A 23698-nucleotide genomic window follows, 5' to 3' on the forward strand; every position below is an offset into this window, starting at 1 on the left:
AGGGGGGACAATCTTCAAGGTACAAAAAAGGCACTGGCGGTAATCGCCCAATGCCTTTTTGAAAGCTACACGCAGTGAGGAATTTTCTCCACTTCCCTGTAGATTTGCTCCCCTTTGGCAATCTCAGCTGTGCGTAAATCATACGCAGTCTGCAAATTCAGCCAAAACTGTGCCGACGTATCCAATGCTACTGCCAAGCGCAAAGCGACATCTGCACTCACGCTACGGCGCATTAATACGATGTCATTTACCGTCGGCGCTGATACATGCAAAGCCCTTGCAAGCGCAGCGGCCGTAAGGCCAAGCGGTTCCAGATACTCCTCCTTGAGAACTTCTCCAGGGTGTATGGGCCTCATGCCATTCTTAAACATGACTCACCTCAGTGATAATCCACGATTTCTACATGTTCGGGGCCGTTGGCCCCCCAGACGAAACAGATTCGGTACTGACCGTTAATCCGGATGCTGTGCTGGCCTTCCCTGTCGCCATGCAACTGCTCCAGCCTGTTTCCAGGCGGGGAGCGCAGATCGGTGAGATCGACCGCTGCGTCAAGCATGCCGAGCTTTCGCTCCACTACTGAAAGGATCGCTGCCCAGTGTCGGGTTTTGCCCGTTTCAAAGAGAATCTGGGTGTCGGCGCATCTGAAGCTTCTGATCATAGCTTAATGCTTAACGTTATTCGTTAAGGCGAGTCTACAGCGTTTGCTGGAATTCTCAACCTGCTGAGGAGGGGCGTGTGGGTATGGGAAGGGTTATACAGCGCGGGTTTTTCCGACCCATGCCTTCGAGTCGAACGATTCAGACATAAAAAAGGCACTTGCGATAGGCGCTAAGTGCCGGATCTCTATAGCTTGCGTGGGCCGGGGTGAGCTGAAACAAACCTGTAGCTTTTTGATTTTATTGACTAATAATTGATCAGGCGAATTGCTTGGGATACCAGATGGAATGCTGCGTATTCTGGTTTTCGATAAGTGGTGTTTTTTGGCTCAGCCGAGCGACCCGTCAAAGTACTCGCTGTCGAGCCTCGGCATCTTGTAAAGCTGCGAGCTGACACCACCTTTGTGATCCAACATCAGATTGACCAAGCGTTTACCGTCGATCAGTACCAGTCCTTCGACTGATCACGCGAACTCGACCGCTTGGGCAGTGAAGCCTAAGGTGGTGATGAATACACCACGTTTGGCTTTCTGCCCTGCCAGTGAGCCATAGAGCGCCTGTAAATCGGGGCGGCCAACGGTGCTCTGCCAGCGCTTAGTCTGCACGTAGAATTTAGCCGGCCGTGGCAGACCGGCGACCGCGTTTGGCCTTGGGTGCAGCCGCGCGTTGAGCTTTGATGCGATCAAGGAGCACGCTGGCCGGTTCGTCGTTCGGGTCTTGCGGCACAAGATCGCCTCTGAACGCTTTGGCAAGGATGCTTTGGGTTAGAAGGTCGATACGTACTTGGGCGGCTTTGATACCGGCTTCCAATTGATCGGCGAAGGCGAATAGCTGTTCAATCCTGCGGACGATTTCGATTTGTTCTGCGCGTGGGGGGAGAGGAAACGGCAGGGACTGAACAGTCTTTTTGTTCAGTGCCTGCTGGTTGTTTCCCGAGCCAACACGTCGGGTCTCTTCGTAACGCTCGTAAAGATAGTAATAAAGATATTCGGATATACAGTAAGCCGAATGAACTCGGAGTGCCGCTGTGTTCTGATTGTGGCATGCCTCTATATCAAGAATAGCTGGCTGTCCACGGGTTTTACCCTGGCCGATCATTGCCAACATGACCGTTCCAGCAGGATGGATGGTCGTTGATGCGGACTTATAGCCTGCTTCTGTAATCGATTCTCTTGTTGTTTTTATACGGCAAAAAGCCACTTCGGAACTGCTTACCCAAGGGATTTCCTCTCCCCAAAATTTGGGACTTGCACGGCTCGGCGTTGCTCCAACATATACATCGAAAACTTCACCAACCTTTGCCTCTACCCACGAATTCGGTAGCGGATACCCGAGCGATCCGGGCAGCAGGTCCGCTTCTTTGTACTTCCACCCATCCGATTGATAAGCATCAGCCCAAGCTTTTTTTAGTTCATCAGGAAGGATAGGGCTTACGCTCGGGTTAAGCGCACGCCACCCCTCCGTCAATTTGCCAGACACGGCGGAGGCTAGGACGGATTGCCGGAAGCGTTTAAGCAGTGCGGGGATGCCATCGATGCGGGCTTTCAGGGTATCGACTTGAGCCAGTAGTTCGTCGAGCTTGGCGGCGATGCGGGTTTGTTCTGCGAGTGGAGGCAGAGGAATGACTAGCTCTTTGAGTTTTGAGCCGTTTACGTTTGGCTGACCGATTCCTGCACTGAACCCCGTAATTTGCCGCCAGTAATCTTGGGATCGGAAGTAAAGTGAAAGATAGCCTGCAGCTTCTGGTCGCATACAGCGCACACGAATTAAGTAAGAAGCGAAAACTGCGTCAGGAATTTCTCCCTTAATCAGAAAGCTCTTTCCAACAGTTGCCCCTGTTCTCGCAAACACAAGGTCGTTTTCTTTGAGTAAGTATTTATCCGCCTGCTCGGAGTCTATCTCGCAATATGGAACGGAGCTCCACAATACCTCGTTTTCTTGGATATCTGTGATTCGCAGCAGGTGCGGGCCGGTCCTCTCTCTTGTAGAGGAGGCCGTGTATCCGTAGCTAATGTCCTCGGCTAAGTCGACGAGCCGCGCTGTTGTCCAATTGTTTGGAAGTTCACTCATTATAGGTACCTACTTCCAATCCCATCACTTGCGCCATCAATTGCTTCTGCGCCGCCACTTCATCCCCCGCCCCCAGAGCCTTCATAAGCTCTTCCAGCTCATGCAGCGCCTCGGTCAGTTCAGCCATGGCCTCTCCTGCTAATACTTCCGGAGCGGGCAGGTCGGCGGCATCCAGGCTGCTGTCGTCCTTTAGCCAACTGAGGTCCAGCGAGTCACCACGTTCGTTGCGAATGTAATCGCGGGTAAAACAGCGGAAGCGGCTGGTCTCACCAATACCCTCGACGTTCTCCGCGCGAAGGCTTCCGCCGTTGAGATCATCGCCATAGGCATCCTCAAATGGCTTGAGGTGGGTAGGCCCGAAGGGAGTGCGCTTGCCGAAGCTGGGCATGTTGTTGCGCAGGTCATAGATCCAAACGCGCTTAGTGCAACCTTCCTCCTGGCGCGGGTTTTCCACGGTGCCCTTCTGAAAGAACAGCACGTTGGTCTTCACACCCTGAGCATAGAAAATACCGGTAGGCAGACGCAGGATCGTGTGCAGGTTGCACTTCTCCATCAGATCGCGACGTACGTCGGTGCCGACGCCAGCCTCGAACAGCACGTTATCCGGCAGCACCACGGCGGCACGCCCACCGGGTTTGAGGCCACGGTAGATGTGCTGCAGAAAGGCCAACTGCTTGTTGCTGGTGCGGTACGTGAGGTCATCACGAGTCGGGCCGCCGCCGCCCTTGGCCGTGCCGAACGGTGGGTTGGAGAGGATGACGTCGACCTTGGGTAAGTTGGCCCCGGTCTGACCTAGGGCGTTGCCCAGGTGCACCACACCTTCCTCATCGCCTTCCATGCCATGCAGCAAGGTGTTCATCAACGCCAGTCGACGAGTGCCAGGCACCAGTTCTACGCCGATAAAGGCACGATTGCGCTGGAAGGCTTGTGCCTTCGCGTCCAGGTCGTAGTGGTCATCGGTTTGGCTTTTGATGTAGGCGTCAGCTGCAATCAAAAAACCTGCAGTCCCGGCGGCCGGATCCTGAATGGTCTCCCCCGGCTGCGGTTTTATGCAGCGGATAATGCTGTCGATTAGCGGACGCGGGGTGAAATACTGGCCAGCACCGGACTTGGTCTCGCTGGCGTTCTTTTCCAGCAAGCCCTCATAGAGATCGCCCAGCCCGTCCTCGCGGGCGCTGAACCAGTCGATGCCGTCCAGGCTCTTGATCAGCTGTTCGAGGTGACGCGGTTGCTGAAGGCGGGTCTGGGCGTCGGCATAGATAGCAGCGATCAGCGGGTCCGGGTTTTTGCCAAGGTCCAACAGCATCTGCCGGTAGTGATCGAGCAGGGTCACGCCGGACTTGCCAGCCAGGTCTGGCCAGCGCGCGCCTTCGGGCAGTTTGTGGCCGAAGTTCTCGTTGTTCTGAACCTGTTCGTATTCCATCTTGATGAACAGCAGCAGCACGAGCTCGGTGACGTAGTCGCTGTAGTTGATGCCGTCGTCACGGAGGACGTCGCAGAGGTTCCAGAGTTTCTGAACGATATCGGAGTTGGTCATGGGGTACCTGTGGCGAAATGTGTAAAGCGCCAGATTGCGCTGGTGCAAAAAAGTGGTTGTCTGGGCTCAGTCGTCTGAGGAACGTTGTTCAGCCTTTAGCACACGGCCGGCCGCAGTCAGGCGGTAGCGTTGTTTGCTGCTGTTGGGCTTGTCCGGAATGGTCATCTCGACCACGCCAAGCGCCAGTAATGGGGCCAAAACCTGCTCGCGGAACTTGCTACGGTTGCTGCGCCCGACGAAGGTCATCAGCTCTGGCGCAGAGTGATCGCCTGCCATCCTGTACAGCAGCGTTAACTGCTCTTGCTGCAAAGGCAGGCGAGTATCGACCTGTTGTCCTTCGACAGCGGACTCGGTCCCTACTTGGTCCCTACTTAGGCCCGACTTAGTCCCTACTTGGTCCCCGCTTGGGCCCGAAAGAGGCCCTTTTTCAATGGCGCGCTCAATCACCACCTTGAACTGATCACTCTGCCGGTCGTCCTCCAGCCGGATCATTGGCCACGCATCGATAGCGCGCGGGATGCCGGTGCCCAAACCGCGATAGGGGAGAATGTGCACAGCGTGGGAGGTGAGCGTCGGGTTACGGCGGTTGGACAGGCCGAATCGGATTTTCTCGGTATCGAGCACGTCAGGCAGGTGCCCAGGGCTGATCAATTCGATGCGGTCGGCGAAGATCATGATCCGGATGGAGGCGCTGACAAAGTAATCACGGTGGATCAGGGCATTGACCAGCAGCTCTTCGAACACTTCCTCCGGCACTTCCAGCTGGCCGAGGGAATTGAAGCCCTGCTGGCGTTGCACATGGCGCAGGTTACGTTTGATGAAGGCGAGGCTGCGGCGGTATTGCTCCGGCAGGTTGCCGTCGATGTCTTCGCTGTCGAGGTAGTGGCGGTCATGCAGCACCGTACCCGGAAACGCCACCGCTTTGATGTCGAACGCAGGGCACAGTCGTTGTGGCGTTCTGCCGAAGAGCAACAAACCGGCCAAGTTAGGTATGCCGCCGCTGGCGAGGCCGAGGTTTTCCAGGATTTGGATGGTTTCCAAACCTGCTTGCTCGGGGCTTTGCCGAAAACGATGTTGGAAGTAATCGCCCAGCGCCTGAGTGTCGATATCCGTCACGCTGCAGCCCGCGACCGGTACCGCATCGGCGCGCACCAGCCCGGCTTGCTGGAATAAACGCTGTAGCTCTTCGCGCGCCGTGACCCGGCGTTTATCGGCCCCGTTCTTGACCCAGATGCGACCCTGGTTGTCGACGTAGGGTTTGTTCAGTCCTTGTTCGACTGTCACCACCATGACCAGTCCGTGCTCGGTCTGAAGGTTACTGGATAATGGATTGATCGCCGGGCGGACATTCTGTGAGGCCGCGTTGGAGAGCAACTGATTAAGTCGCGCAACGTCGATGCTACCCAGCCCGCTAAACTCCCCTGAGTCCTCTACGCCAATTATCAGATAGCCACCCGACGTATTGGCGAACGCCACCAACTCGGCTGCCAAAGCATCGATATTGTTGAAATCACGCTTGAACTGATGGCGACTGTCCTCACCACGTGCAAGGATCTGATGAAGCTCGGCAAGGGTCATTAAACTTCTCTAGGTGTTGCGGTCGATAAATCGGTAGCAGGAGGCATTATTCCTCATGAAGGAGGGCGGTGGCCAATCCGACAGTCCGGATCGGCCTCACCCCGTTTGTGCCCAGAGGTTATCATTCAGGGCATCTAGCACCGCGGCGAGGTTGCCGCCGAGCATCTTGTCCAGCCGCTTGCTGCCGCCATCATTTTTGAACGCTTCACCAATCTGCTTCTCGTCAATAACCACTTCGTGCACTAGTTGTCTGGAAAGGCGGTCCAGCCACTTACGCTGGACTTGAGTCCATGGGTGCAGGGCGTAAATAGTCTCCATCGCTTTGGTTACGCGCTGTTCGAATGGCAGCAGCGCCCCCCCGAGGGCTGCGCGGCGGATGAAGCCGACGATGCTGGCCGCGATCTCCTGGTTGGTCTGGTTACGCCAGGCGCTTTGCAGGTTCACCTCGCTGTAACCATGGCCGTCGAGCAACAAGCGCACTTCGCGCAGTTGTTCGCGGGTGAGATCTTGCGGGCGGTTGACCACTACCCCCAGGGCCACCGACTGGTTCAACTGATTCCTGACGAAGTCATTGAAGCTTTCCAGATAGTCGGCGGGCTTATGGTAATCGCCGTAGTTCTGCTCACGGGTCATCAGTTCGTCCGTGTGGGTGGAGATCACCGGGTAGTTCAGCGACCCCAGCAGGGCATTCACCGTGGCGAGCTGGTTGAGCAATTGAGCATGCTGTTGAATGAACTGGGCCGCTTGCTGCGGACCGAGCTTGTGCAGGTGCTGGTGCAGTTTGTCGGGGGCTACGCCCCAGATATCTTCCAGTTCAGCGAGCTTGTCCTTGAGGATTGGCTTCTGCTCGGCTTTATGGGTGGCTTTGCGCAGGATGCGCATGATCCGCTGGCTGAGCTGGTCCAAGACGTCGTGGGCATGACTAGTGTCTGGCTGGCTACCAGGAGCATCGAGGCTGGCTGGGTTGGTTAGCTCGCTGACCAGCTGTTCGAGGCTGATGCTTGGGTCTTTCACTAGCGGCTTCATTGTATCTACTGGTTCGAGCGCAGCGTACAGGTCAACTGGGTCGTAGATCTTGAATACCGTCTTGCCGATTTCATCGCAGCGGCGAGTCGCGCGGCCCTTCATCTGTTCGTAGAGAATGCGCGAACGCACCCGGCGCATGAACACCAAGTGGCAGATGCGCGGCACGTCGATACCGGTGGTCAACAAGTCGACCGTGATGGCAATGCTCGGGTAGCGCTCGTTCTTGTACTGGCGGATCAGTTGTTTGACCTTGTCACTTTGCCCGGTGATGATCTGTACAGCTGCCTGGTTGTAATCCTCGCCGTGAACGTCCTTGAAGGCTTCGTCGAGAAGGTTTTTGACCCGCTCGGCATGTGCCTGGTTAATGCAAAAGATCATCGTTTTTTCGTCGCCCGACGGGTCGAGCTCTTGTGCCAGTTGCTCGCAGATGACCTTGTCGAAACCGGGCGTAATCACGCGACGATTGAAGGACTCGATTTCGAAGTCGAGTTCGTCCTCGAGCTCGGCGACATCCACCTCGCCGGTGTTCGTATCGATGACGCTGACGCTCTCGCCCTTGGCAAAGTGGATGCCATTCTGGCTCAGCAGGGTTTGGTAGCGGATTGGAGGTTCGTGATCAATCAGCCAGTCGTCAGCCACGGCCTCACGGTAGCTGTAGGTGTATATCGGAGCCCCGAAGACCTCGCTGGTGTGCTTGGCTGGGGTAGCGGTGAGACCGACGCGGCAGGCGTCGAAGTAGTCGAGCACGCGACGATACTGCGATAGATACTGGTTGAAGTCGCGCACTGCCAGCTCGCCTTCAGTCATTTCCTGATCGAGGGTGTAACCGCGATGGGCTTCGTCGACGATGATGCAGTCGAAGGCATCGATGGGGGGCGGCGTGTCCGACTGGAAGATGCGCTTGACCATGGCCTGTACAGTGGCGACCTGAACCCGTGTTTCAGCTTCCGCAGCCATGTCGCCTAATTCTTTGACGTCGTAGATCTGCGCCAGCGTGTGGTTCTGTTCCAGCGTCGCCTCATTGAAGGCTTCGAGGGCCTGTTCCCCCAAGGCGCTGCGATCGACCAGGAAAAGAATACGGCGAAAGCGCTCGGCCTTTAGCAGGCGGTACATCAAGCCAATGATAGTCCGCGTTTTGCCGGTTCCGGTCGCCATGGCCAGCAGACAGTTGCGGCGATTGTCGGCTAGGGCCTGCTCGACGGCGCGGATGGCGTTTTCCTGATAGTCACGCAGCTTGAGATAGGCGAAGCCTTCCTGCTGTAGCTTCGCCTCGGCGTCCTCACGGCTGCGTTTGAGCAGGTCGAGTAGGCCGCCCGGTGTGTGGAAGTCCTGCAGCGGCCGGCGCAGGTTGGCCGGGCTGCGCAAGTCACGAAACCAGATGCCAGATAGCTCGGCGAGTTGCTTAATGAAGGGCCGGCCATTGCAGGCAAAAGCAAACGGGACTTTGAAGTGGCCGCCCTGGCCATCCGCCCAGCCCGTGTTCTGCCCGGCCGGTTGGAGATTGTCGGTAACGATCAGTTGGCGTGAATAGCGCTCGGCTTGGGGAAAGCGGTCCGCTATGTTGACACGCTTGCGCTTGGCTTCGACGATGGCGACTGGGATTAGGCCGGCGAACAGCACGTAATCAGCGTTTTCTTTCGGCTTGCTGGTTGGCCATTCGGCGATGGCCTTGTTCTTGCCCTTTTCGGGCCGAGCGCCCTTGGTGTAAGTAAGATCGAGCGAATCGGCTTCCCAGCCGGCATCGTTCAACTGTTGATCGATGAGAATACGGGTGAGGTCTTCATTGAGGTCGAACTGGCTGCTTGCCTGCTGAGTTTTACGCGTGACCTGCTGGGCAGCTTGCGGCTGATCTTCAAGCTGTTGTTGCAGCACTTTCAGCCGCGCCTCGAAATCGACTCGGGCCTTCGATAGTTCCGCCTCGCGTTCAAGGGCAATCTGCTCGTAGACGCGGGCTTCCTCGTTCATCTGCCCAACAAGACTGGATTGCTCATGCTTTTCTTGCGCCAGTAGCTCGGCTAATTGGTGGTTGTTCTCCAATTGCTGGCGACTGTCGCCCAGCTCTGCGCGAAGTTTTTCGATCTGCCCCTGCAGCTCACGTAGAGGCTCACTCGGATCGGCCGGAACCATGAAAGGCCCAGGCTTGAAGGTGTTGCCGCCCGTGCCAAATGACTGGTGATACCAGGTCGCCAAGGCGCGGGCGACCCTCAGCCCGTCCAGTGCCTCACGATGCTGGGTGCGGAATTCATGGGTAGCCTTATTGCCTTCGATGCGCAGCGTATGGAATAGGTTACGGATGTTACCGTCGAGCTGGATTTCACGGCTCAGGCGGAACAGCAGATCAGCTTGGGAAGTGGTGGCGTCGAACTCAATGCCTGCTCTTACCGCCAGATCCTGGGCGAGCGCTTCGCCCAACTGGCGCAGTTTGATCAGCGTCGTGTTGGGGTCACTGGAAAATACTCGCTCGGCCGCATTGGCAAGTTGGAAAAAAACCGGATCGTGTTCTTTGAAAAAGGCGAAGTTGCTGTTCTCTGCCATGTCCCATCCCTTGAGTTCGTCACCAGCCATCCCGAGAGTGGTGGCGCTATAAAGGCATAATGCCAGACGAAGCATGGTGCGTGTATAACCATATGCCGTCGGTACAGCGTGACCACTTCTGGCCGAGGGCGATGTTACGCTTGTATGCGGCGCGACTTACGCATGGTGCTCGGTGCCACGTGTAGCGAGCGACCGCCAAGTTTCCTCGGTGTAGGCCGAGGTGATCGAGTCTTTTTTGAGCTCGAACCAGGCGGAGGCCACGCTCTCGAAGATATGTTCCGTTTCCGCGCTTGGCTTCATTCTGCGTGTTGCACTGCATCTTCGGATCAATGCCCTGTGTGAGCAGCTTGCATGCATCGATAGCCTTGTTTGATGCAGTCGTTAGTGACAGCTCGGGTTAGGTCCCGAAGCCCCATGTTGATGCGTTTTTTGGTCGCAGGTTCGCGGTAGTTGGAACTCCACAGCAGCGAGCCGTTGCTGCGTACGCGGAGCTGCAAACCTTCGCCGTAGGTGACGACGTAATCCTTGGACGCCGGTTTATGCCTGCTCCAGCCCTCCGTCTCTCCGACCGATGGCGCTGATTTGGTGTTCCTGAGATTAGGCTCGGTGGGGTTGGAATACCAATTGGAATACCCGAATGGTCAGAACTAGACGGATACCAAAGAACCTCAAAAGCGCTGAACCCTCGTATTCACTGGATTTCAGGCACAAAAAAAGACGTCCGTGGACGTCTTTAGATGATCAAGTGGTGGAGCCGGGGGGATTTGAACCCCCGTCCGCCAGTACTCCGCTGTCGGTACTACATGCGTAGCCGTGTCTATTAAGTTAACCCTCAGCGACCCGACGGGCAGGGTGCTTTGGGCGAGTTGTGTAAGTTTTAGCCGCTTCGTCCACAACGTACTGCACGGCGATTCCGTTCTATATGACAATCACTTTGGGTTTACGGACATCCCCTGGTGATTGCTGGACCCGAAGGTACCAGAAGGGAAGGGCTAAGGCTGCTTACGCAGCGAGAGCGTATTCCCCGTAGGTTTCGTCATTGGCAACTATAGGAAGTTGCAACAGTGGATTTACGAGTTCTGTTACCAACTCGGCATGCACCTAAAGTTTCGCAACCGGCGTCGAATCCTAAACGGCCCCGAACCTGGCGCTCTGTGAATCTGTAGAGCGACAGGCCTGCGTAGTGTACGCCAAAACGCATCAGGGGCCAACCCGAAGGTTGGCCCACTGCATTCAGGAGTTTTTACCGTCTTTGTTGGTCTTCTGCATCTCTTGGATGGTCTGGGTGGTTTCAGAGATGCATTTCTCGGTGCCTTCCTTGGTTTTCAAGGCTTGATGGGCCTTCGCCTGCTGAAGGCTCGCCTCGATCTGGCTTTGCGAATCCGAGCCTTGGTACTGGGTCTTGGCATTTTCAATGGTTTTGATGTTGGTGGCGCAGAGACTGTCCGAATCGCCAGCAGCAAACGAGGGTGATGCCAGCATCGAAGCAGTGACAAACAGACCTAACAGCACAGAGCGTTTCATATGTCTCTCCTTGACCCAAGGGCAGCATTTGCTGGCCATCAGGGCGGCTACCTGTTGAGGAAGTCCCGCGTTTGCGGGACCTGATCAATGGACTGCCGTTGTTCGTCAGGGTTCTATTTTTTTCACATCGCCCTGGCCCGTGTCACTCGGTCGACCAGATAAACCAGCCCGTGGTAATCAATCGCACCGTGTTGCGTAAGACCGATCTCACAGGTCCGGCTGGTGGAGATTCCTTCGCTGCAATGCTCTACCGCGCCCTTCAGCGTGCGCAACGAATGGGCGTTCAGTTCCGGCGTGGTGAAGCCTTTGTCCCCGGCAAATCCGCAGCAATGGATGCCTTCCGGGATGACCACGTTTTTGCTGCACCTGCGCGCCAGATCAATCAACGCCTGGCTTTCGCCAAGGTGCTGCGTGCTGCAGGTGACGTGCACCGCAATGGGCGCCTCTTGAGGCGTGAAGTCGAGGCGATCCATTAGGTGCGTGCGAATGAAACGCACCGGGTCGTAAAGGTCCAGACGTACCTCACCCAGGTCTTGAACCAGGCGCAGGGTGCATGGGCTGGTGTCGCAGTAGATCGGGTCGAGCCCGCCACGGCTGGCGTGCAGCAGCGCGCCGATCAGCTCCTGGCGCTTGTGCTCGGCCTGTTCGGCGTAGCCTTTGGATGCAAAGGGCTGGCCGCAGCAGAGGCTGTCTACGTTGTCCGGGAAAACGACTTGGTAACCGGCTTTTTCCAGCAGCCCGCGGGTCTTGTCGTGTAACGACATCTGTTCTTTGTCCCCTGCCGCCGGGCCCATGACCCGCGACACGCAGGCCGCCAGATAAACCACCCTCGGTCGTTCGTCCGACACGCTGGGGCTGAATCGAATGGCCCTTTCTGGCTGCGGCATGGCGTTGGTCCACTGCGGGACCTGTCCTTTGGACAGCCGCGTCAGTCCGGCGGACAAGCGTGCCAGGCGCGGCGCTCCCAACATCATACGCGCACCGTTGGCGACGTGCAGGGTAAAGCGCGCGCCTTGCAGCGCAGTGGCGAAATTGCCCGCAAGCCAATCGGCGGTTTTCGTACGCGTCGCAGTGCGGCTGCGGAGTTTTTTCACCAGCTCGCCAGTATTGATGCCTACAGGGCAGCGTTGAGCGCACAGCCCGGTGGCGGCACAGGTGTCGATGCCCTGGTATTGATAGGCCGTTTCCAGCTCGGAGGTATCAATACCGGCGCGCTTTTTCGCTTGAATGTCGCGCCAGATCACGATGCGCTGGCGCGGGCTCAAGGTCAGGTCCTTGGAGGGACACACCGGCTCGCAGAAGCCGCACTCGATGCACTTGTCGACTATTTCATCGGCCGCCGGCAATGGCTTGAGGTGCTTGAGGTGGATCTGTGGGTCCTCGCTGAGCACCACGTCCGGGTTGAGGATGCCGTTGGGGTCGAGCAAACGCTTGAGCTGCCACATCAGTTGATAGGCATCAGTGCCCCATTCCAGCTCAACGAACGGTGCCATGTTGCGGCCGGTGCCGTGTTCGGCTTTCAGCGAGCCGCCGAATTCCACCGCCACCAGTTGCGCTACGTCATCCATGAACGCCTGGTAGCGTGCGACTTCTTCAGTGCTGTTGAAGCCTTGGGTGAAGACAAAGTGCAGATTGCCTTCCAGTGCGTGTCCGAAAAGGATCGCTTCGTCGTAGTGATGTTTGTCAAACAGGGCGATCAGGCGATTCACGCCAGCGGCCAGTTGCTCGACCGGGAAGGTCACGTCTTCGATGATGACCGTGGTTCCGGTCTTGCGCACCGCGCCTACGGCGGGGAAGGTGTCTTTGCGGATGGCCCACAGGCGGGCGTTTTCTCGCGGGTCCTCGGTGAAGTCGACTTGCCTTTCTACCGGGAAAGCCGCCAGAGAAGCCATGATCCGGGCCAGTTGTTCCTGTAGTAACGATGACGAAGCGGCGCGGGATTCGATCAGCAACGCGCAGGCATTGCTCGACAGGTGCTGTACGAAATCCGGCATGCCCGGCTTGTCCTGCACCGAGCGCAGGCTGCGGCGGTCCAGCAGCTCAACGGCGGAGACCGGCTGGCTTTTCAGTACGGTCACGGCGTTGCAGCAGGTCTCCACATCCGGAAAGACGATCAGTGCCGAGGCTTTGTTCGGGTGGTCGATAACGGTGTTGTAGGTCACCGCGCTGATGAATCCCAGCGTGCCTTCAGAGCCCACCAGCAGGTGGCTGAGGATATCCACCGGCTCGTCGAAATCCACCAGGGCATTGAGCGACAGGCCGGTGGTATTTTTCAGACGGTACTTGTGGCGAATTCGGGCGGCGAGCTCCGTGTTGGCGCGTGTCTCGCGGCCAAGGGTTGCCAGCCGCTCCAGCAGTTCGCCGTGGCTCGCCCTGAATGCCGCCACGCTGGCGGCGTCTTCGGTGTCCAGGCGCGTGCCATCGGCGAGCACCAGGCGAATGCCGGCCAGGGTGTGATAGGTATTCTGCGCCGTGCCGCAGCACATGCCGCTGGCGTTGTTGGCGACGATGCCGCCAATCTTGCAGGCATTGATCGACGCCGGATCCGGGCCGATCTTGCGCCCGAACGGGGCCAGCCAGGCGTTGGCCTGGGCGCCGATCACGCCGGGTTGCAAACGGATCTGTGTGCCTTGCTCGCGAATTTCCCGGCCGTTCCAGTTGTCCCCGAGCACAATCAGCACTGAGTCGCTGATGGCCTGGCCGGACAGGCTGGTGCCCGCCGCACGGAAGGTCACCGGAACCCGGTCGCGCTGGGCCAGTTGCAGCAGGGCGATGACTTCGTCTTCGCTTTCGACGCGTACCACCAGTTTCGGAATCAGCCGATAGAAGCTCGCATCGGTGCCGAAGGCCAGGGTCGACAACGGGTCGTCGAAGCGTCGTTTTTGCGGGATCAGTTGGTGTACGTCGCGCAGGAAAGGGGCCGGAAGCGTCATTGGTCCTCCAGGATCAATACCACCAGATCCTTTGGACCATGGGCGCCGTAGGCCAGGACCTGCTCGATGTCGGCGGTCTTTGACGGGCCCGACACCAACAGGGCGTTGGTCGGCATGCCTTGGGCCCATTCGAATTCCTGCTGCACTTCATAAAAGTTGTCACGGATTTCGCTGGCCTTGAGCAAGGCGAAGTGCACCGGCGGGACGAGGCTCATCAGGCGCGGTTCTTCCCGCGTCGGCCAGAGAATCAGGCTACCGGTTGCGGCGATGGCTCCGAGGGTGCCGGTCAGGCTGGCGGGCGTATCGTTAAACAGCTCGGCTTTCCATTCCTCCACCGGCCGATCGTAGGCCTTGAGCGCAGGAAGGCCAGGATTGTTCGCCCAGAACTGTACGATTTTTTGCCCGTGGGGCGTTGTCGGTGCGATCAGCAGGCTCGGCAGTTGCCGGTCGCGCAGCAGTTGCGCCAGCAGCGTCGGCCAGGCTTCGCCGGACGTCAGGTGAATTTCGGTGTGCACCGCTTCCATCAGCTTGCGCAGTTGTGGAATGCGTTCCTCGGGCGCGTAGCGGTAGGTCTGTGTCACCAGTTCGACGTCGTAGTTGTCGGCAACGGGCGTGGTGCCGGTCAGGCTTTTACGCAGCTTGGCGAGGATATTTTCCTTGGCGCTCATCGGCGGTCTCCCTGCGGGGTCAGGTGGTCGCGGGCCAGGTCATGCAACGAGCGGGCGGCGGGTTTCGGGGCGCTGTGGTTCTGGGTCCAGGGGCCGACATTCTGCGGCGCCAGGCCGCGCAGGCGCGTGGCGAGGAAAGCGAACAGCCGGTACAGCCGTGGCGAGCTGTTGAGCCGGGCCCAGGCATTCCAGATGAAGCGCTCCTTGGCCGAGTATTTACTGCCTTGGCCGCGCATGACCGGGTTGGGGCTGTCCGGCGCCTTGACGTTTTCTTCTCGCAGCCGTCGTAGCAGGGCCGGGATCGGAATCTTCACCGGGCACACTTCGCCGCAGGCACCGCACAGCGAAGACGCGCTCGGGTGATCTGGCACCTTGGCCAGGCCGACCATGTGCGGCGTGATGATTTTTCCGATAGGTCCCGGGTAAACCTCGCCGTAGGCATGACCGCCGATTCGCGTGTAGACCGGGCAATGGTTCATACAGGCGCCGCAGCGAATGCAGTTCAGGGTCTGGCGCAGCTCACTGTCGGCAAACGCCTGGCTGCGACCGTTGTCGAGCAGGACCAGGTGAACTTCCTGCGGCCCGTCCAGTTCGTTTGCCTTGCGCGGGCCGGAGATCATGTTGACGTAGGTGGTGATCGGCTGACCCAGCGCCGAGCGGGTCAGCAGCGAGAGCAGCGGCACGACGTCCCGCAGGTTCTCCACGACTTTTTCAATGCCGGTCACCGCAATGTGCACCGGTGGCACGGTGGTCGACATCCGCCCGTTGCCTTCGTTTTCCACCAGCAGCAGCGTGCCGGTTTCGGCAACGGCGAAGTTGACACCAGAAACGCCGACGTCGGCTTCGAAGAATTTCTGCCGCAAGACCTTGCGACCGATCTGAATGAGTTGGTCGACGTCCTTGGTGTACTCCACGCCAAGTTTGTCGTGGAACAAGGACGCGACCTGACCGGCATTCTTGTGGATTGCCGGCATGATTATGTGTGAAGGCTTCTCGTGGTCGAGCTGGACGATGTATTCCCCCATATCGGATTCGAGACATTCAATGTCCCGAGCCTCGAGGAAATGGTTCATCTCCATCTCTTCGCTGACCATCGATTTGCCCTTGATCACTTGCCGCGCCTCGTGAGCGCGGATGATCGAGAGGACGATGCCGTTGGCCTCGTCCACCGTTTCCGCCCAGTGCACGTTCACACCGTTGCGGGTCAGGTTGGCTTCAAGTTGCTCGAGCAGGTCGGGCAGCTTGGATAACGCGCGGGCGCGGACAGCATTGCCCAGCACCCGCAGGTGTTCTCTTTCGTGGGCATCGCTGAAGGACGTTGCCCGTTTTGTCATCAGTGAATCCATCGCGCTGCGAAAGTTGTTTCGCAGTTGCGTGTCGTCCAGCGCCTTGTGGGCGCGAGCGCGAAAATCTTCCTGCACTGCAACGGTCGGAATCAGCGTCGGCGTACTCATGCGACACCTCCGGTACGCTGCCAGAGGAAGCTCGCCAGATGCTGGCCGCGTAGCGCTTCGCGCTGTTTTTCCAGTGCGCCGTTGATGTTCATCAGGCAACCGCAGTCGGCGCTGACCACCTGATGCGCGCCGGACTCCTTCAGCGCGCGGGTCTTGTCGGCCACCATCGCGCCGGAAATATCCGGCATGCGAACGCTGAACGTCCCACCAAAACCGCAGCATTCACTTTCGTGGCTGTGGTCGACCCGCTCCACGTTGCGCAGCTGTGCCAACAACGCACGGCCATGCAGGTGCGTATTCATTTCCCGTCGTGCCGAGCAGGACGTATGCAGCGCGACCTTCACCGGCGCGCCACTGTCATTCAACCGCACCTTGCACACGAACAGCAGGAACTCGGCCAGCTCATAGGTCCTGGCCGCCAGGGCCTGGACCTGTTTGAGCATTTGCGGTTCGTCCTTGAACAGGTCGGCGTAATGTTCACGCAGCATGCCGGCACACGAGCCCGACGGCACGACCACCGGATAATCCCCGGCAAACAGGGCCAGTTGCGCTCGCGCCACCGTCCGCGCCTGCTCGGTATACCCCGAGGTGTAGGCCGGTTGCCCGCAGCACGTCTGGCCTTGCGGGTAGTCGACCTGGATGCCTTCACGCTCAAGCAGATGAATCGCGTCCATCCCTGCTTCGGGGTAGAACAGATCCACCACGCAGGTTCCGAACAGATAGACCCGTCGGGGTTTCTCGCTGGGATACTGGCGCGGCTCAGGCAATGGCGGGGCGACTCGGGTCGCGTTCGGCACGGCGTTGTAAAAAAGCTCGCTCATCAGGCGTGTCTCCGGGTGGTCCCGGTTATCCGTCTGCTGAGGCTGCTGAATATAGAGAGGAAATCTTTCAGCAGCCTTGCAGACCCGGTGGTGAATAGCGGACGCCGAATCACGTTTCAGCGTCGGGTTTTTAATGTTTCGTGTAGAACTCAGTGAACCAGCATGCCGGTGAACCAGTAGGCCTGGGCCAACGTGATCAAGCCGACGATCGTTGCAAAGAATAGGCTGTGTTTCAGGGTGAAACGGAACAGATCCGATTCCTTGCCCACCAGGCCGGTTGCCGCGCAGGCTACGGCGATCGATTGCGGCGAAATCATTTTGCCGGTGACGCCGCCACTGGTATTGGCTGCCACGAGCAATGTGTCGTTGACACCGATCTGGTGCGCGGTTGTCGCTTGCAGCGAGCCGAACAGCGCATTGGAGGAAGTATCGGAGCCGGTCAGGAACACGCCCAGCCAGCCGAGGAATGGCGAGAAGAACGGGAACGCTGCGCCAGTTCCGGCCAATACCAGGGCCATGGTTGATGACATGCCCGAGAAGTTGGTGACGAAGGCGAATGCCAGCACCATGCCGATGGATAGGATAGGCCAGCGCAGTTCGTAGAAGGTCTCTTTCAAAGTGGTAAGACCAGTTCTGAAGTTGATCTTCAAGACGATCATCGAGATGAGTGCCGAGAAGAAAATCGCCGTGCCGGTGGCCGAAATCGGATCGAGCTTGAACACCGCCGGAATCGCCGTGGGGTTGATCACGATAGGGGCGACCTTGATGACCAGTTGATCCAAGTGCGGGATCGCGAAGTTGAATACCCAGCCATACATCGAGCCACCGGCGGCGAACATCGCCTTGAAGGGCTTCAGGGTCCAGATGGTCACCAGCACGGTCAGGATCAGGAACGGTGACCAGGCCTTGATGATTTCCGCCAGGCTGTAGGGCGAAGCCACGGTACTGCGCGGCTGGCCGAAACCGCCGACGCTGGCGGTGATCGCTGCGCTGGAGGTTGCGCCGGCAATCTGGGCACCGGCGGTACGCTTGGGCTGCCAGATTTTCAGGAACAGCGTCAGGGATACCAGGCTGGCCAGGGCCGACGTGATGTCCGGCAGTTCCGGGCCGATGAAGTTCGAAGTGAAGTACTGGGTGATGGCGAAACTCAAGCCCGCCACCAGGGCAGCCGGCCAGGTTTCCCGCACACCGCGTAGGCCGTCCATCATGAACACCAGCCAGAACGGCACGAACAGCGACAGCAATGGCAGCTGGCGACCGGTCATGGCGCCGATCTTGAAGGCGTCGATCCCGGTGACCTGGCCCGCAACGATAATCGGAATCCCCAGTGCGCCGAAGGCTACCGGAGCGGTGTTGGCGATCAGGCACAGGCCGGCGGCGTAGAGCGGGTTGAAACCCAGGCCGACCAGCAGCGCGGCGGTAATCGCGACGGGAGCGCCGAAACCGGCGGCACCTTCCAGGAATGCGCCGAAGCAGAAGCCGATCAGCAACACTTGCAGGCGTTGGTCATCGGTAATCGACAGCACCGAGCTGCGGATGATTTCGAACTGGCCGCTCTTGACGGTCAGTTTGTAGAGAAACACGGCGGCGACGATGATCCAGGCAATCGGCCAAAGACCATAGGCAAAGCCATAGCCGGCGGCCGCAAACGCCATGTCGGCCGGCATCTGGAAAGCGAAGATCGCGACGGCAATCGCCAAGGCCAGGGTGATGCTGCCCGCCACGTGCCCCTTGAGGCGAAACACCGCCAGGGCGAGGAAGAAAAACACGATGGGAATGACGGCCGCGAGTGCGGACAAGCCTAGGCTGCCGAGCGGGCTGTAAAGCTGTTGCCAGGTTTGCATATTGGGTGAGCCCCTAATTGTTGTTGGTCAGGCACTGGTCAGCGGTTTTGGGTCATTGGTAATACCAATTTACAAGCGCTGTCGGCTAGGGTAAAAGCCTTGGTCGTCGTGTGTCAATTTGCCGCTTTGAAACTTTCGTCGAATAAGCGGTGCAGATGACATCTGATCTGCTGGCATTAATATTTTTTGTTGGGTGTGGACGAGGCCCGGATGGGCCAGAATAGAGAGCCCGGCGAGCCGTCGGGACCGTGGAGAATCGAGTTATGGGGTTTGATCAGATTCGTCAGCGCCGTTTGTCTGACGATATTGTCGAGCGGCTTGAAGGCATGATCCTCGAGGGCACGTTGAAGTCCGGCGAGCGATTGCCGGCCGAACGGACCCTGGCCGAGCAGTTCGGTGTGTCACGCCCTTCGTTGCGTGAGGCGATCCAGAAGCTGACGGCCAAGGGTTTGCTGATCAGTCGTCAGGGCGGCGGCAACTATGTGGTGGAGTCGCTGGGCTCGACGTTCAGTGATCCGCTGCTGCAGCTCCTGGAAAGCAATCCCGAAGCACAGCGTGATCTATTGGAGTTCCGGCATACCTTGGAGGCGTCCTGCGCTTATTACGCAGCATTGCGGGCTACCGAGGTCGATCGCGAGCGGCTGACAGCGGCGTTCGATGAGTTGCAGGATTGTTACTCGCGTCACGAACAGGTGAGTCGGGCGGAGGAGGGCGCGGCGGATGCGCGCTTTCATCTGGCGATCGCCGAGGCCAGTCATAACGCGGTTTTGCTGCACACCATTCGCGGCTTGTTCGACCTGCTCAAGCGCAATGTGGTGACCAATATCGGCGGCATGTACAAACAGCGTAGCGAGACCCGCGACATGCTGATCAGTCAGCATCGGGAATTGTATCAAGCCATCATGAATGGTCACGCCGAGTTGGCGCGGGAGGTTTCCAGCCGACATATCCTGTATGTGCAGGAGGTGCTGGAAGAGGTGCGTCAGGAAGTGCAGCGGGTTGCCCGGGCGGAGCGGCGCAAGGGGATGTAGCCCTGTTGCGGATCGTGTGGGAGCGAGCTTGCTCGCGATGGCGGTCTGTCTGACACATCAATGCAAGATATGCCGATGCCATCGCGAGCAAGCTCGCTCCCACAGTGGCTCGCGGTTGGGCTAGTCTTCCTTGCCCTTGTTACGCACCGCGCGCTGCAACTCGCGCCCGGCATCGCGTTCGCGCTCGGTGTCGCGCTTGTCGTATTCCTTCTTGCCCTTGCCCAGTGCAATTTCGCACTTGATCAAATGCTTGCTCCAGTACAGCGAGGTACAGACGCAGGCATAACCCTTCTGCTGCACGGAGGCGAAGAGCTTCTCCAGCTCCCGCTTATTGAGCAGCAGTTTGCGCGAGCGCACAGGATCGGCAATGACATGGGTGCTGGCGGTGGTCAGCGGCGTGATGTGGCTGCCCAGCAGCCAGGCTTCACCGTCCTTGAGCAGGACGTAACTGTCGACCAGTTGCGCCTTGCCGGCACGCAAGCTTTTTACTTCCCAGCCGGCCAGGACCATGCCAGCCTCGAAACGCTGTTCGATGAAGTAATCGTGTCGCGCCTTTTTGTTTTGCGCGATGGTCCCTGTGGGGTGTTTCTTCTGTTTAGCCATAGGGGCGGCATTATAGGCAGTTGCGTGCGTGTCGGCTACGGTGAAGCAGCATGCTTGAGCAGGTTGAATGAATCCCGGACAATGCGGCCTCTTTTTTGAACGCTTGGGCGTGATCACGATGTCGACAGACAAGGTTTCTGTCCACGGCAGTTGGGCTAGCCGCTGGGTCTTCATATTCGCTGCGACCGGTTCGGCCGTGGGGCTGGGTAGTATCTGGAAGTTTCCGTACATGGTCGGCGTCTACGGCGGCGGTGCCTTCGTATTGATGTTCCTGGCATGCATCGCCCTGATCGGTGCGCCGGTCATGTTGGCCGAAACACTGATCGGTCGTCGCGCCCGGCAAAGCCCGGCCAATGCCTTGAAGGTGCTGGCGACGGAGGCGGGCCATTCGGCCAGGTGGTCGTGGGGCGCGTTCGCCGGAATGGTCACGGCACTGTTGATTCTTTCTTTCTACAGTGTGGTTGGCGGCTGGTCCCTGGATTACATCATCGATATGGGCCGGGGAGATTTCCAGGGGGCGACGCCCGATCAGGTCGGCGCCTACTTCGGCAATGTGATCGCCGACCCCTGGAGGCTGACACTTTGGCACACGCTTTTCATGGTGCTCTCGGCCGTAGTGATCGCCCGAGGCGTGGTCGCCGGGCTTGAGCGCAGCCTGCGGATCATGATGCCGCTGCTGTTCGTGATGATCCTGGTGCTGCTGGGCTACAGCATGACCACCGGACATTTCATGGAGGGCGTGCATTTCATGTTCGACTTCCAGCCGGAGAAAGTCATGGACGGGCTGCTGCCGGCCATGGGGCATGCGTTTTTCTCCCTGAGCGTTGGCGTCGGCTCGATCATGATCTACGGCGCCTACATGCCCAAGAATGCCTCGCTGACCAGGACTGTCTTCGGTGTTGCGTTGCTGGATACCTTCGTGTCGCTGCTGGCGGGGGTGGCATTGTTCCCGATTGTCTTCGCCGCAGGCCTGAACCCGAGTGAAGGGCCGGGGCTGATGTTCGTCAGCCTGCCTTTCGCCTTCGGCAGCATGCCGTTCGGCCAGGTCATGGGCGTGGTGTTTTTTGTCCTGGTGGCAGTCGCTGCCTGGAGTTCGGCCATTTCCTTGCTCGAACCGATGGTCGCTTACCTGGTTGAACGTACCCGCCTGAGCCGCGCCTGGGTCACTTTCTGGCTGGCCTTCACCTGCTGGTTCGTAGGATTGGGCACGGTGTTTTCCTTCAATATATGGAAGCAGGCAAAGTTTTTCGTGAACGAAGGCGGTCTGTTCCACCTCTATCAGTGGGGAGCGACCGGAGGGCTGGATTTCTTCGGAGTGATTGATTTCTTCACGTCGCGGATCATGCTGCCTTTGGGCGGATTGTGTTTCGTGGTGTTTGCAGGGTGGATCATGGGGCGTGACGCGGTGCGTGATGAACTGTCGCTGCGCAGCCCGGTGGTGTTCGCCTTGAGTCTGTTCTTGATGCGCTATGTGGCGCCCATCGGCATCCTGGTAGTGTTTGCCGCCCAGCTGTGGAAGTGACGCTTACATGACGACACATATTCAACGCTCGGCCTTGCTGCCCTACCCGGCGCAGGCGCTGTACGACCTGGTCAACGATGTGGCGAGTTATCCGGAGTTCCTGCCCTGGTGCTCGTCCGCCGAGGTGCTTGAAAGCTCCGATACCCACATGCGCGCCAGTCTCAATGTGGCCAAGGGCGGATTGAGCCAGCACTTTGTCACGCGTAACACCTTGGTGCCGGGGCAGTCGATCGAAATGAACCTCGAAGAGGGGCCGTTCAATCAGCTCCATGGTGTCTGGGTGTTCAAGCCGCTCGGGGAAAAGGCCTGCAAGATCAGCCTGGATCTCTCGTTCGACTACGCGGGGCCAATCGTGCGGGCGACCTTGGGGCCGCTGTTCAACCAGGCGGCCAATACGCTGGTCGATGCGTTCTGCCAACGCGCCAAACAGAACGCCGAGCTCAAGCGTTGATCGAAATCGAAGTGGTGCATGCCAGCGTCGACCGCCAGGTCTTGCGCACGTTTGCAGTGCCCGAAGGTACCAGCGTTCGCGTTGCGCTGTTGGCGTCGGGTATTGCCGAGGACTTTCCGCAGCTGGACTTGAGCGCGTGTCCGATCGGTATTTTTGGCAAGGTGGTCGCCGATCCGGATCAGCAAGCGGTGCAAGCTTGTGATCGGCTCGAAATCTATCGACCGTTGCTGGCTGATCCGAAAGAAATTCGTCGTCTGCGAGCGGCCAAGGCTGCCCAGGCGCGTCAGGCGGATCAGTAAGCAACGGCTAATTACAGGCAATAAAAAACCCGGCATGCCGGGTTTTTTGTTGTCGCAATTTATTGCGGCGAGGTGTCCAGAGGCTCGGGCGTCGGGACAGGTACGGTCTCGACGTTGTCCACATCCTTCTGGATCTGATCCAGCAACGAACCTGGCTTGGCCGGTTTTTCCGGTTTCGGCTGTTCGGCATTCTGGGCCGGGTCGGTGACGGTCGTACCGCTGTCCTTGCCCATAATGGCCTCATCGCGGCTCACACCAGGCATGAAATCACCCGACAGGCTGACAAGTTGGTCATTGGCATTGAAGATAACGCTGATGCGTTCCTGTTGCCGTTCACCACCGCCTGGCTGCAGGCTGTACAGGTAATCCCAGCGATCGGCATGGAACGTGTCGGTCAGCAGGGGGTTGCCCATGATAAACCGTACTTGCCGACGGGTCATTCCCGGGCGTAACTGGTCTATCATGTCCTGCGTGACGACATTGCCCTGCTGGATGTCGATTTTGTAAACCCCGGGGAATGAACAACCGGCGAGTGCGAGCAGTCCCACGAAGGTGAAACTGGTTAGCAAGAGCTTGGTGTTTTGCATCGGTGGGCGACTTCCACTATCTTGGCTGGGACAACGTAAACGCCGATCATACCCGCATTAAGAGAAGCTGCGAAGCAGCATCGCGAGAAAGCTGACCATGGTTGAAAATAGCGAACTACGCAAAGCCGGCCTCAAAGTGACCCTGCCAAGGGTCAAGATTCTGCAAATGCTCGATTCCGCCGAGCAACGCCACATGAGTGCCGAAGACGTCTACAAGGCGCTCATGGAAGCTGGCGAGGACGTCGGTCTGGCCACGGTTTACCGTGTATTGACCCAATTCGAGGCGGCGGGACTGGTGGCTCGTCATAATTTTGATGGCGGTCATGCTGTCTTCGAATTGGCGGACGGGGAGCACCATGACCACATGGTGGATGTAGAGACTCGCGAGGTAATCGAGTTCGTCAGTCCTGAAATCGAGAAGCTGCAAAAGGCGATTGCTGACGAGTATGGCTTCGATTTGATCGATCACCATCTCGTCTTGCATGTCCGCAAGCGCAAGTAAGTTCGTCACGTAGGCGAAAGCCCGCAAAACGAAAGAAGGCGACCCTCGGGTCGCCTT

Annotated in this window: 20 protein-coding genes, 1 other RNA gene and 1 pseudogene; 5 read left to right on the forward strand and 17 right to left on the reverse strand. The window is 58.5% G+C overall.

Annotation, left to right across the window (positions count from 1 at the left end):
• Positions 1–65: 65 nt before the first annotated feature.
• The 15 genes and pseudogenes from J3P97_RS03460 to J3P97_RS03530 form a co-directional block, all read right to left on the reverse strand.
• Complete coding sequence (locus tag J3P97_RS03460; protein ID WP_434673489.1) at positions 66–371, reverse strand: HigA family addiction module antitoxin; 306 nt, start codon at positions 369–371, stop codon at positions 66–68.
• An 8-nt stretch (positions 372–379) separates the two neighbouring features.
• Positions 380–658, reverse strand: coding sequence for a type II toxin-antitoxin system RelE/ParE family toxin (locus J3P97_RS03465; RefSeq protein WP_434673490.1), 279 nt, complete (start codon positions 656–658; stop codon positions 380–382).
• Between the two features lie 462 nt (positions 659–1120).
• Positions 1121–1261 carry a restriction endonuclease gene (locus tag J3P97_RS03470; RefSeq protein WP_327183643.1) on the reverse strand — a complete coding sequence of 47 codons (141 nt, stop codon included), beginning with the start codon at positions 1259–1261 and terminating at the stop codon, positions 1121–1123.
• A gap of 7 nt (positions 1262–1268) precedes the next feature.
• Positions 1269–2726 carry a restriction endonuclease subunit S gene (locus J3P97_RS03475; protein ID WP_434673491.1) on the reverse strand — a complete coding sequence of 486 codons (1458 nt, stop codon included), beginning with the start codon at positions 2724–2726 and terminating at the stop codon, positions 1269–1271.
• Positions 2719–4263 (reverse strand): N-6 DNA methylase, encoded by a 1545-nt coding sequence (locus tag J3P97_RS03480; RefSeq protein WP_434673492.1) that lies wholly within the window; start codon positions 4261–4263, stop codon positions 2719–2721. Before J3P97_RS03480 ends, J3P97_RS03475 begins: the two co-directional genes overlap by 8 nt.
• Before the next feature lie 66 nt (positions 4264–4329).
• Positions 4330–5841: an RNA-binding domain-containing protein gene (locus tag J3P97_RS03485; protein WP_039592357.1), complete on the reverse strand. Its 1512-nt coding sequence runs from the start codon at positions 5839–5841 to the stop codon at positions 4330–4332.
• A gap of 96 nt (positions 5842–5937) precedes the next feature.
• Positions 5938–9402: a type I restriction-modification system endonuclease gene (gene hsdR / locus J3P97_RS03490; RefSeq protein WP_434673493.1), complete on the reverse strand. Its 3465-nt coding sequence runs from the start codon at positions 9400–9402 to the stop codon at positions 5938–5940.
• A gap of 167 nt (positions 9403–9569) precedes the next feature.
• Positions 9570–9869, reverse strand: a pseudogene (locus J3P97_RS03495) (integrase); the annotation flags it as partial.
• Positions 9870–10148: 279 nt separating this feature from the next.
• Positions 10149–10542, reverse strand: a transfer-messenger RNA (tmRNA) gene (gene ssrA, locus J3P97_RS03500).
• 93 nt (positions 10543–10635) lie between these two features.
• Positions 10636–10926 carry a hypothetical protein gene (locus J3P97_RS03505; RefSeq protein ID WP_434569869.1) on the reverse strand — a complete coding sequence of 97 codons (291 nt, stop codon included), beginning with the start codon at positions 10924–10926 and terminating at the stop codon, positions 10636–10638.
• A gap of 122 nt (positions 10927–11048) precedes the next feature.
• The gene (locus J3P97_RS03510) at positions 11049–13859 is read right to left on the reverse strand and encodes an FAD-binding and (Fe-S)-binding domain-containing protein (RefSeq protein WP_434673494.1); all 2811 of its coding nucleotides are present in this window, start codon (positions 13857–13859) and stop codon (positions 11049–11051) included.
• Positions 13856–14527 (reverse strand): LutC/YkgG family protein, encoded by a 672-nt coding sequence (locus tag J3P97_RS03515; protein WP_434653721.1) that lies wholly within the window; start codon positions 14525–14527, stop codon positions 13856–13858. The genes J3P97_RS03510 and J3P97_RS03515 overlap by 4 nt, the downstream gene beginning before the upstream one ends.
• The gene (locus J3P97_RS03520; protein ID WP_434673495.1) at positions 14524–15981 is read right to left on the reverse strand and encodes a LutB/LldF family L-lactate oxidation iron-sulfur protein; all 1458 of its coding nucleotides are present in this window, start codon (positions 15979–15981) and stop codon (positions 14524–14526) included. The genes J3P97_RS03515 and J3P97_RS03520 overlap by 4 nt, the downstream gene beginning before the upstream one ends.
• Positions 15978–16802, reverse strand: a complete 825-nt coding sequence (locus J3P97_RS03525; RefSeq protein ID WP_434626173.1) for a (Fe-S)-binding protein — start codon at positions 16800–16802, stop codon at positions 15978–15980. Before J3P97_RS03525 ends, J3P97_RS03520 begins: the two co-directional genes overlap by 4 nt.
• A 149-nt stretch (positions 16803–16951) precedes the next feature.
• Complete coding sequence (locus J3P97_RS03530; protein WP_434673496.1) at positions 16952–18646, reverse strand: lactate permease LctP family transporter; 1695 nt, start codon at positions 18644–18646, stop codon at positions 16952–16954.
• 263 nt (positions 18647–18909) lie between these two features.
• On the opposite strand from J3P97_RS03530, the gene J3P97_RS03535 reads away from it, so the two are divergent.
• A complete protein-coding gene (locus J3P97_RS03535) occupies positions 18910–19677 on the forward strand; it encodes an FCD domain-containing protein (protein ID WP_434673497.1) in 768 nt (255 codons plus the stop codon).
• 120 nt (positions 19678–19797) lie between these two features.
• On the opposite strand, the gene smpB is transcribed toward J3P97_RS03535, so the two are convergent.
• Entirely contained in the window at positions 19798–20280 is a 483-nt protein-coding gene (gene smpB, locus J3P97_RS03540) for an SsrA-binding protein SmpB (RefSeq protein ID WP_030139770.1), read from the reverse strand.
• Between the two features lie 118 nt (positions 20281–20398).
• Here smpB and J3P97_RS03545 point away from each other — a divergent pair, with 118 nt between their 5' ends.
• Genes J3P97_RS03545 through J3P97_RS03555 form a run of 3 tightly spaced genes read left to right on the forward strand, consistent with a single transcriptional unit; the run spans position 20399 to position 22552 of the window.
• Positions 20399–21802 carry a sodium-dependent transporter gene (locus tag J3P97_RS03545; RefSeq protein WP_305496927.1) on the forward strand — a complete coding sequence of 468 codons (1404 nt, stop codon included), beginning with the start codon at positions 20399–20401 and terminating at the stop codon, positions 21800–21802.
• Positions 21803–21809: 7 nt separating this feature from the next.
• Positions 21810–22253 carry a type II toxin-antitoxin system RatA family toxin gene (locus tag J3P97_RS03550; RefSeq protein WP_434569862.1) on the forward strand — a complete coding sequence of 148 codons (444 nt, stop codon included), beginning with the start codon at positions 21810–21812 and terminating at the stop codon, positions 22251–22253.
• Positions 22250–22552 (forward strand): RnfH family protein, encoded by a 303-nt coding sequence (locus J3P97_RS03555; protein ID WP_434602779.1) that lies wholly within the window; start codon positions 22250–22252, stop codon positions 22550–22552. Before J3P97_RS03550 ends, J3P97_RS03555 begins: the two co-directional genes overlap by 4 nt.
• Before the next feature lie 59 nt (positions 22553–22611).
• Here J3P97_RS03555 and bamE read toward each other — a convergent pair whose 3' ends face one another.
• Positions 22612–23139 (reverse strand): outer membrane protein assembly factor BamE domain-containing protein, encoded by a 528-nt coding sequence (bamE, locus tag J3P97_RS03560; protein ID WP_434673498.1) that lies wholly within the window; start codon positions 23137–23139, stop codon positions 22612–22614.
• Positions 23140–23236: 97 nt separating this feature from the next.
• Between bamE and fur the strand changes: the two genes are divergently transcribed.
• The gene (gene fur, locus J3P97_RS03565) at positions 23237–23641 is read left to right on the forward strand and encodes a ferric iron uptake transcriptional regulator (RefSeq protein WP_305496921.1); all 405 of its coding nucleotides are present in this window, start codon (positions 23237–23239) and stop codon (positions 23639–23641) included.
• The last annotated feature ends 57 nt before the right edge of the window (positions 23642–23698 follow it).

The organism is Pseudomonas sp. R1-15, from assembly GCF_051132085.1.
GTDB lineage: Bacteria > Pseudomonadota > Gammaproteobacteria > Pseudomonadales > Pseudomonadaceae > Aquipseudomonas.

Bases quoted from the DNA above. Each gene is read 5' to 3' on its own strand.
- J3P97_RS03460 (WP_434673489.1), bottom strand. From the start codon at position 371: ATGTTTAAGAATGGCATGAGGCCCATACACCCTGGAGAAGTTCTCAAG.
- J3P97_RS03465 (WP_434673490.1), bottom strand. From the start codon at position 658: ATGATCAGAAGCTTCAGATGCGCCGACACCCAGATTCTCTTTGAAACG.
- J3P97_RS03475 (WP_434673491.1), bottom strand. From the start codon at position 2,726: ATGAGTGAACTTCCAAACAATTGGACAACAGCGCGGCTCGTCGACTTA.
- J3P97_RS03480 (WP_434673492.1), bottom strand. From the start codon at position 4,263: ATGACCAACTCCGATATCGTTCAGAAACTCTGGAACCTCTGCGACGTC.
- J3P97_RS03485 (WP_039592357.1), bottom strand. From the start codon at position 5,841: ATGACCCTTGCCGAGCTTCATCAGATCCTTGCACGTGGTGAGGACAGT.
- hsdR (WP_434673493.1), bottom strand. From the start codon at position 9,402: ATGGCAGAGAACAGCAACTTCGCCTTTTTCAAAGAACACGATCCGGTT.
- J3P97_RS03505 (WP_434569869.1), bottom strand. From the start codon at position 10,926: ATGAAACGCTCTGTGCTGTTAGGTCTGTTTGTCACTGCTTCGATGCTG.
- J3P97_RS03510 (WP_434673494.1), bottom strand. From the start codon at position 13,859: ATGACGCTTCCGGCCCCTTTCCTGCGCGACGTACACCAACTGATCCCG.
- J3P97_RS03515 (WP_434653721.1), bottom strand. From the start codon at position 14,527: ATGAGCGCCAAGGAAAATATCCTCGCCAAGCTGCGTAAAAGCCTGACC.
- J3P97_RS03520 (WP_434673495.1), bottom strand. From the start codon at position 15,981: ATGAGTACGCCGACGCTGATTCCGACCGTTGCAGTGCAGGAAGATTTT.
- J3P97_RS03525 (WP_434626173.1), bottom strand. From the start codon at position 16,802: ATGAGCGAGCTTTTTTACAACGCCGTGCCGAACGCGACCCGAGTCGCC.
- J3P97_RS03530 (WP_434673496.1), bottom strand. From the start codon at position 18,646: ATGCAAACCTGGCAACAGCTTTACAGCCCGCTCGGCAGCCTAGGCTTG.
- J3P97_RS03535 (WP_434673497.1), top strand. From the start codon at position 18,910: ATGGGGTTTGATCAGATTCGTCAGCGCCGTTTGTCTGACGATATTGTC.
- smpB (WP_030139770.1), bottom strand. From the start codon at position 20,280: ATGGCTAAACAGAAGAAACACCCCACAGGGACCATCGCGCAAAACAAA.
- J3P97_RS03545 (WP_305496927.1), top strand. From the start codon at position 20,399: ATGTCGACAGACAAGGTTTCTGTCCACGGCAGTTGGGCTAGCCGCTGG.
- J3P97_RS03550 (WP_434569862.1), top strand. From the start codon at position 21,810: ATGACGACACATATTCAACGCTCGGCCTTGCTGCCCTACCCGGCGCAG.
- bamE (WP_434673498.1), bottom strand. From the start codon at position 23,139: ATGCAAAACACCAAGCTCTTGCTAACCAGTTTCACCTTCGTGGGACTG.
- fur (WP_305496921.1), top strand. From the start codon at position 23,237: ATGGTTGAAAATAGCGAACTACGCAAAGCCGGCCTCAAAGTGACCCTG.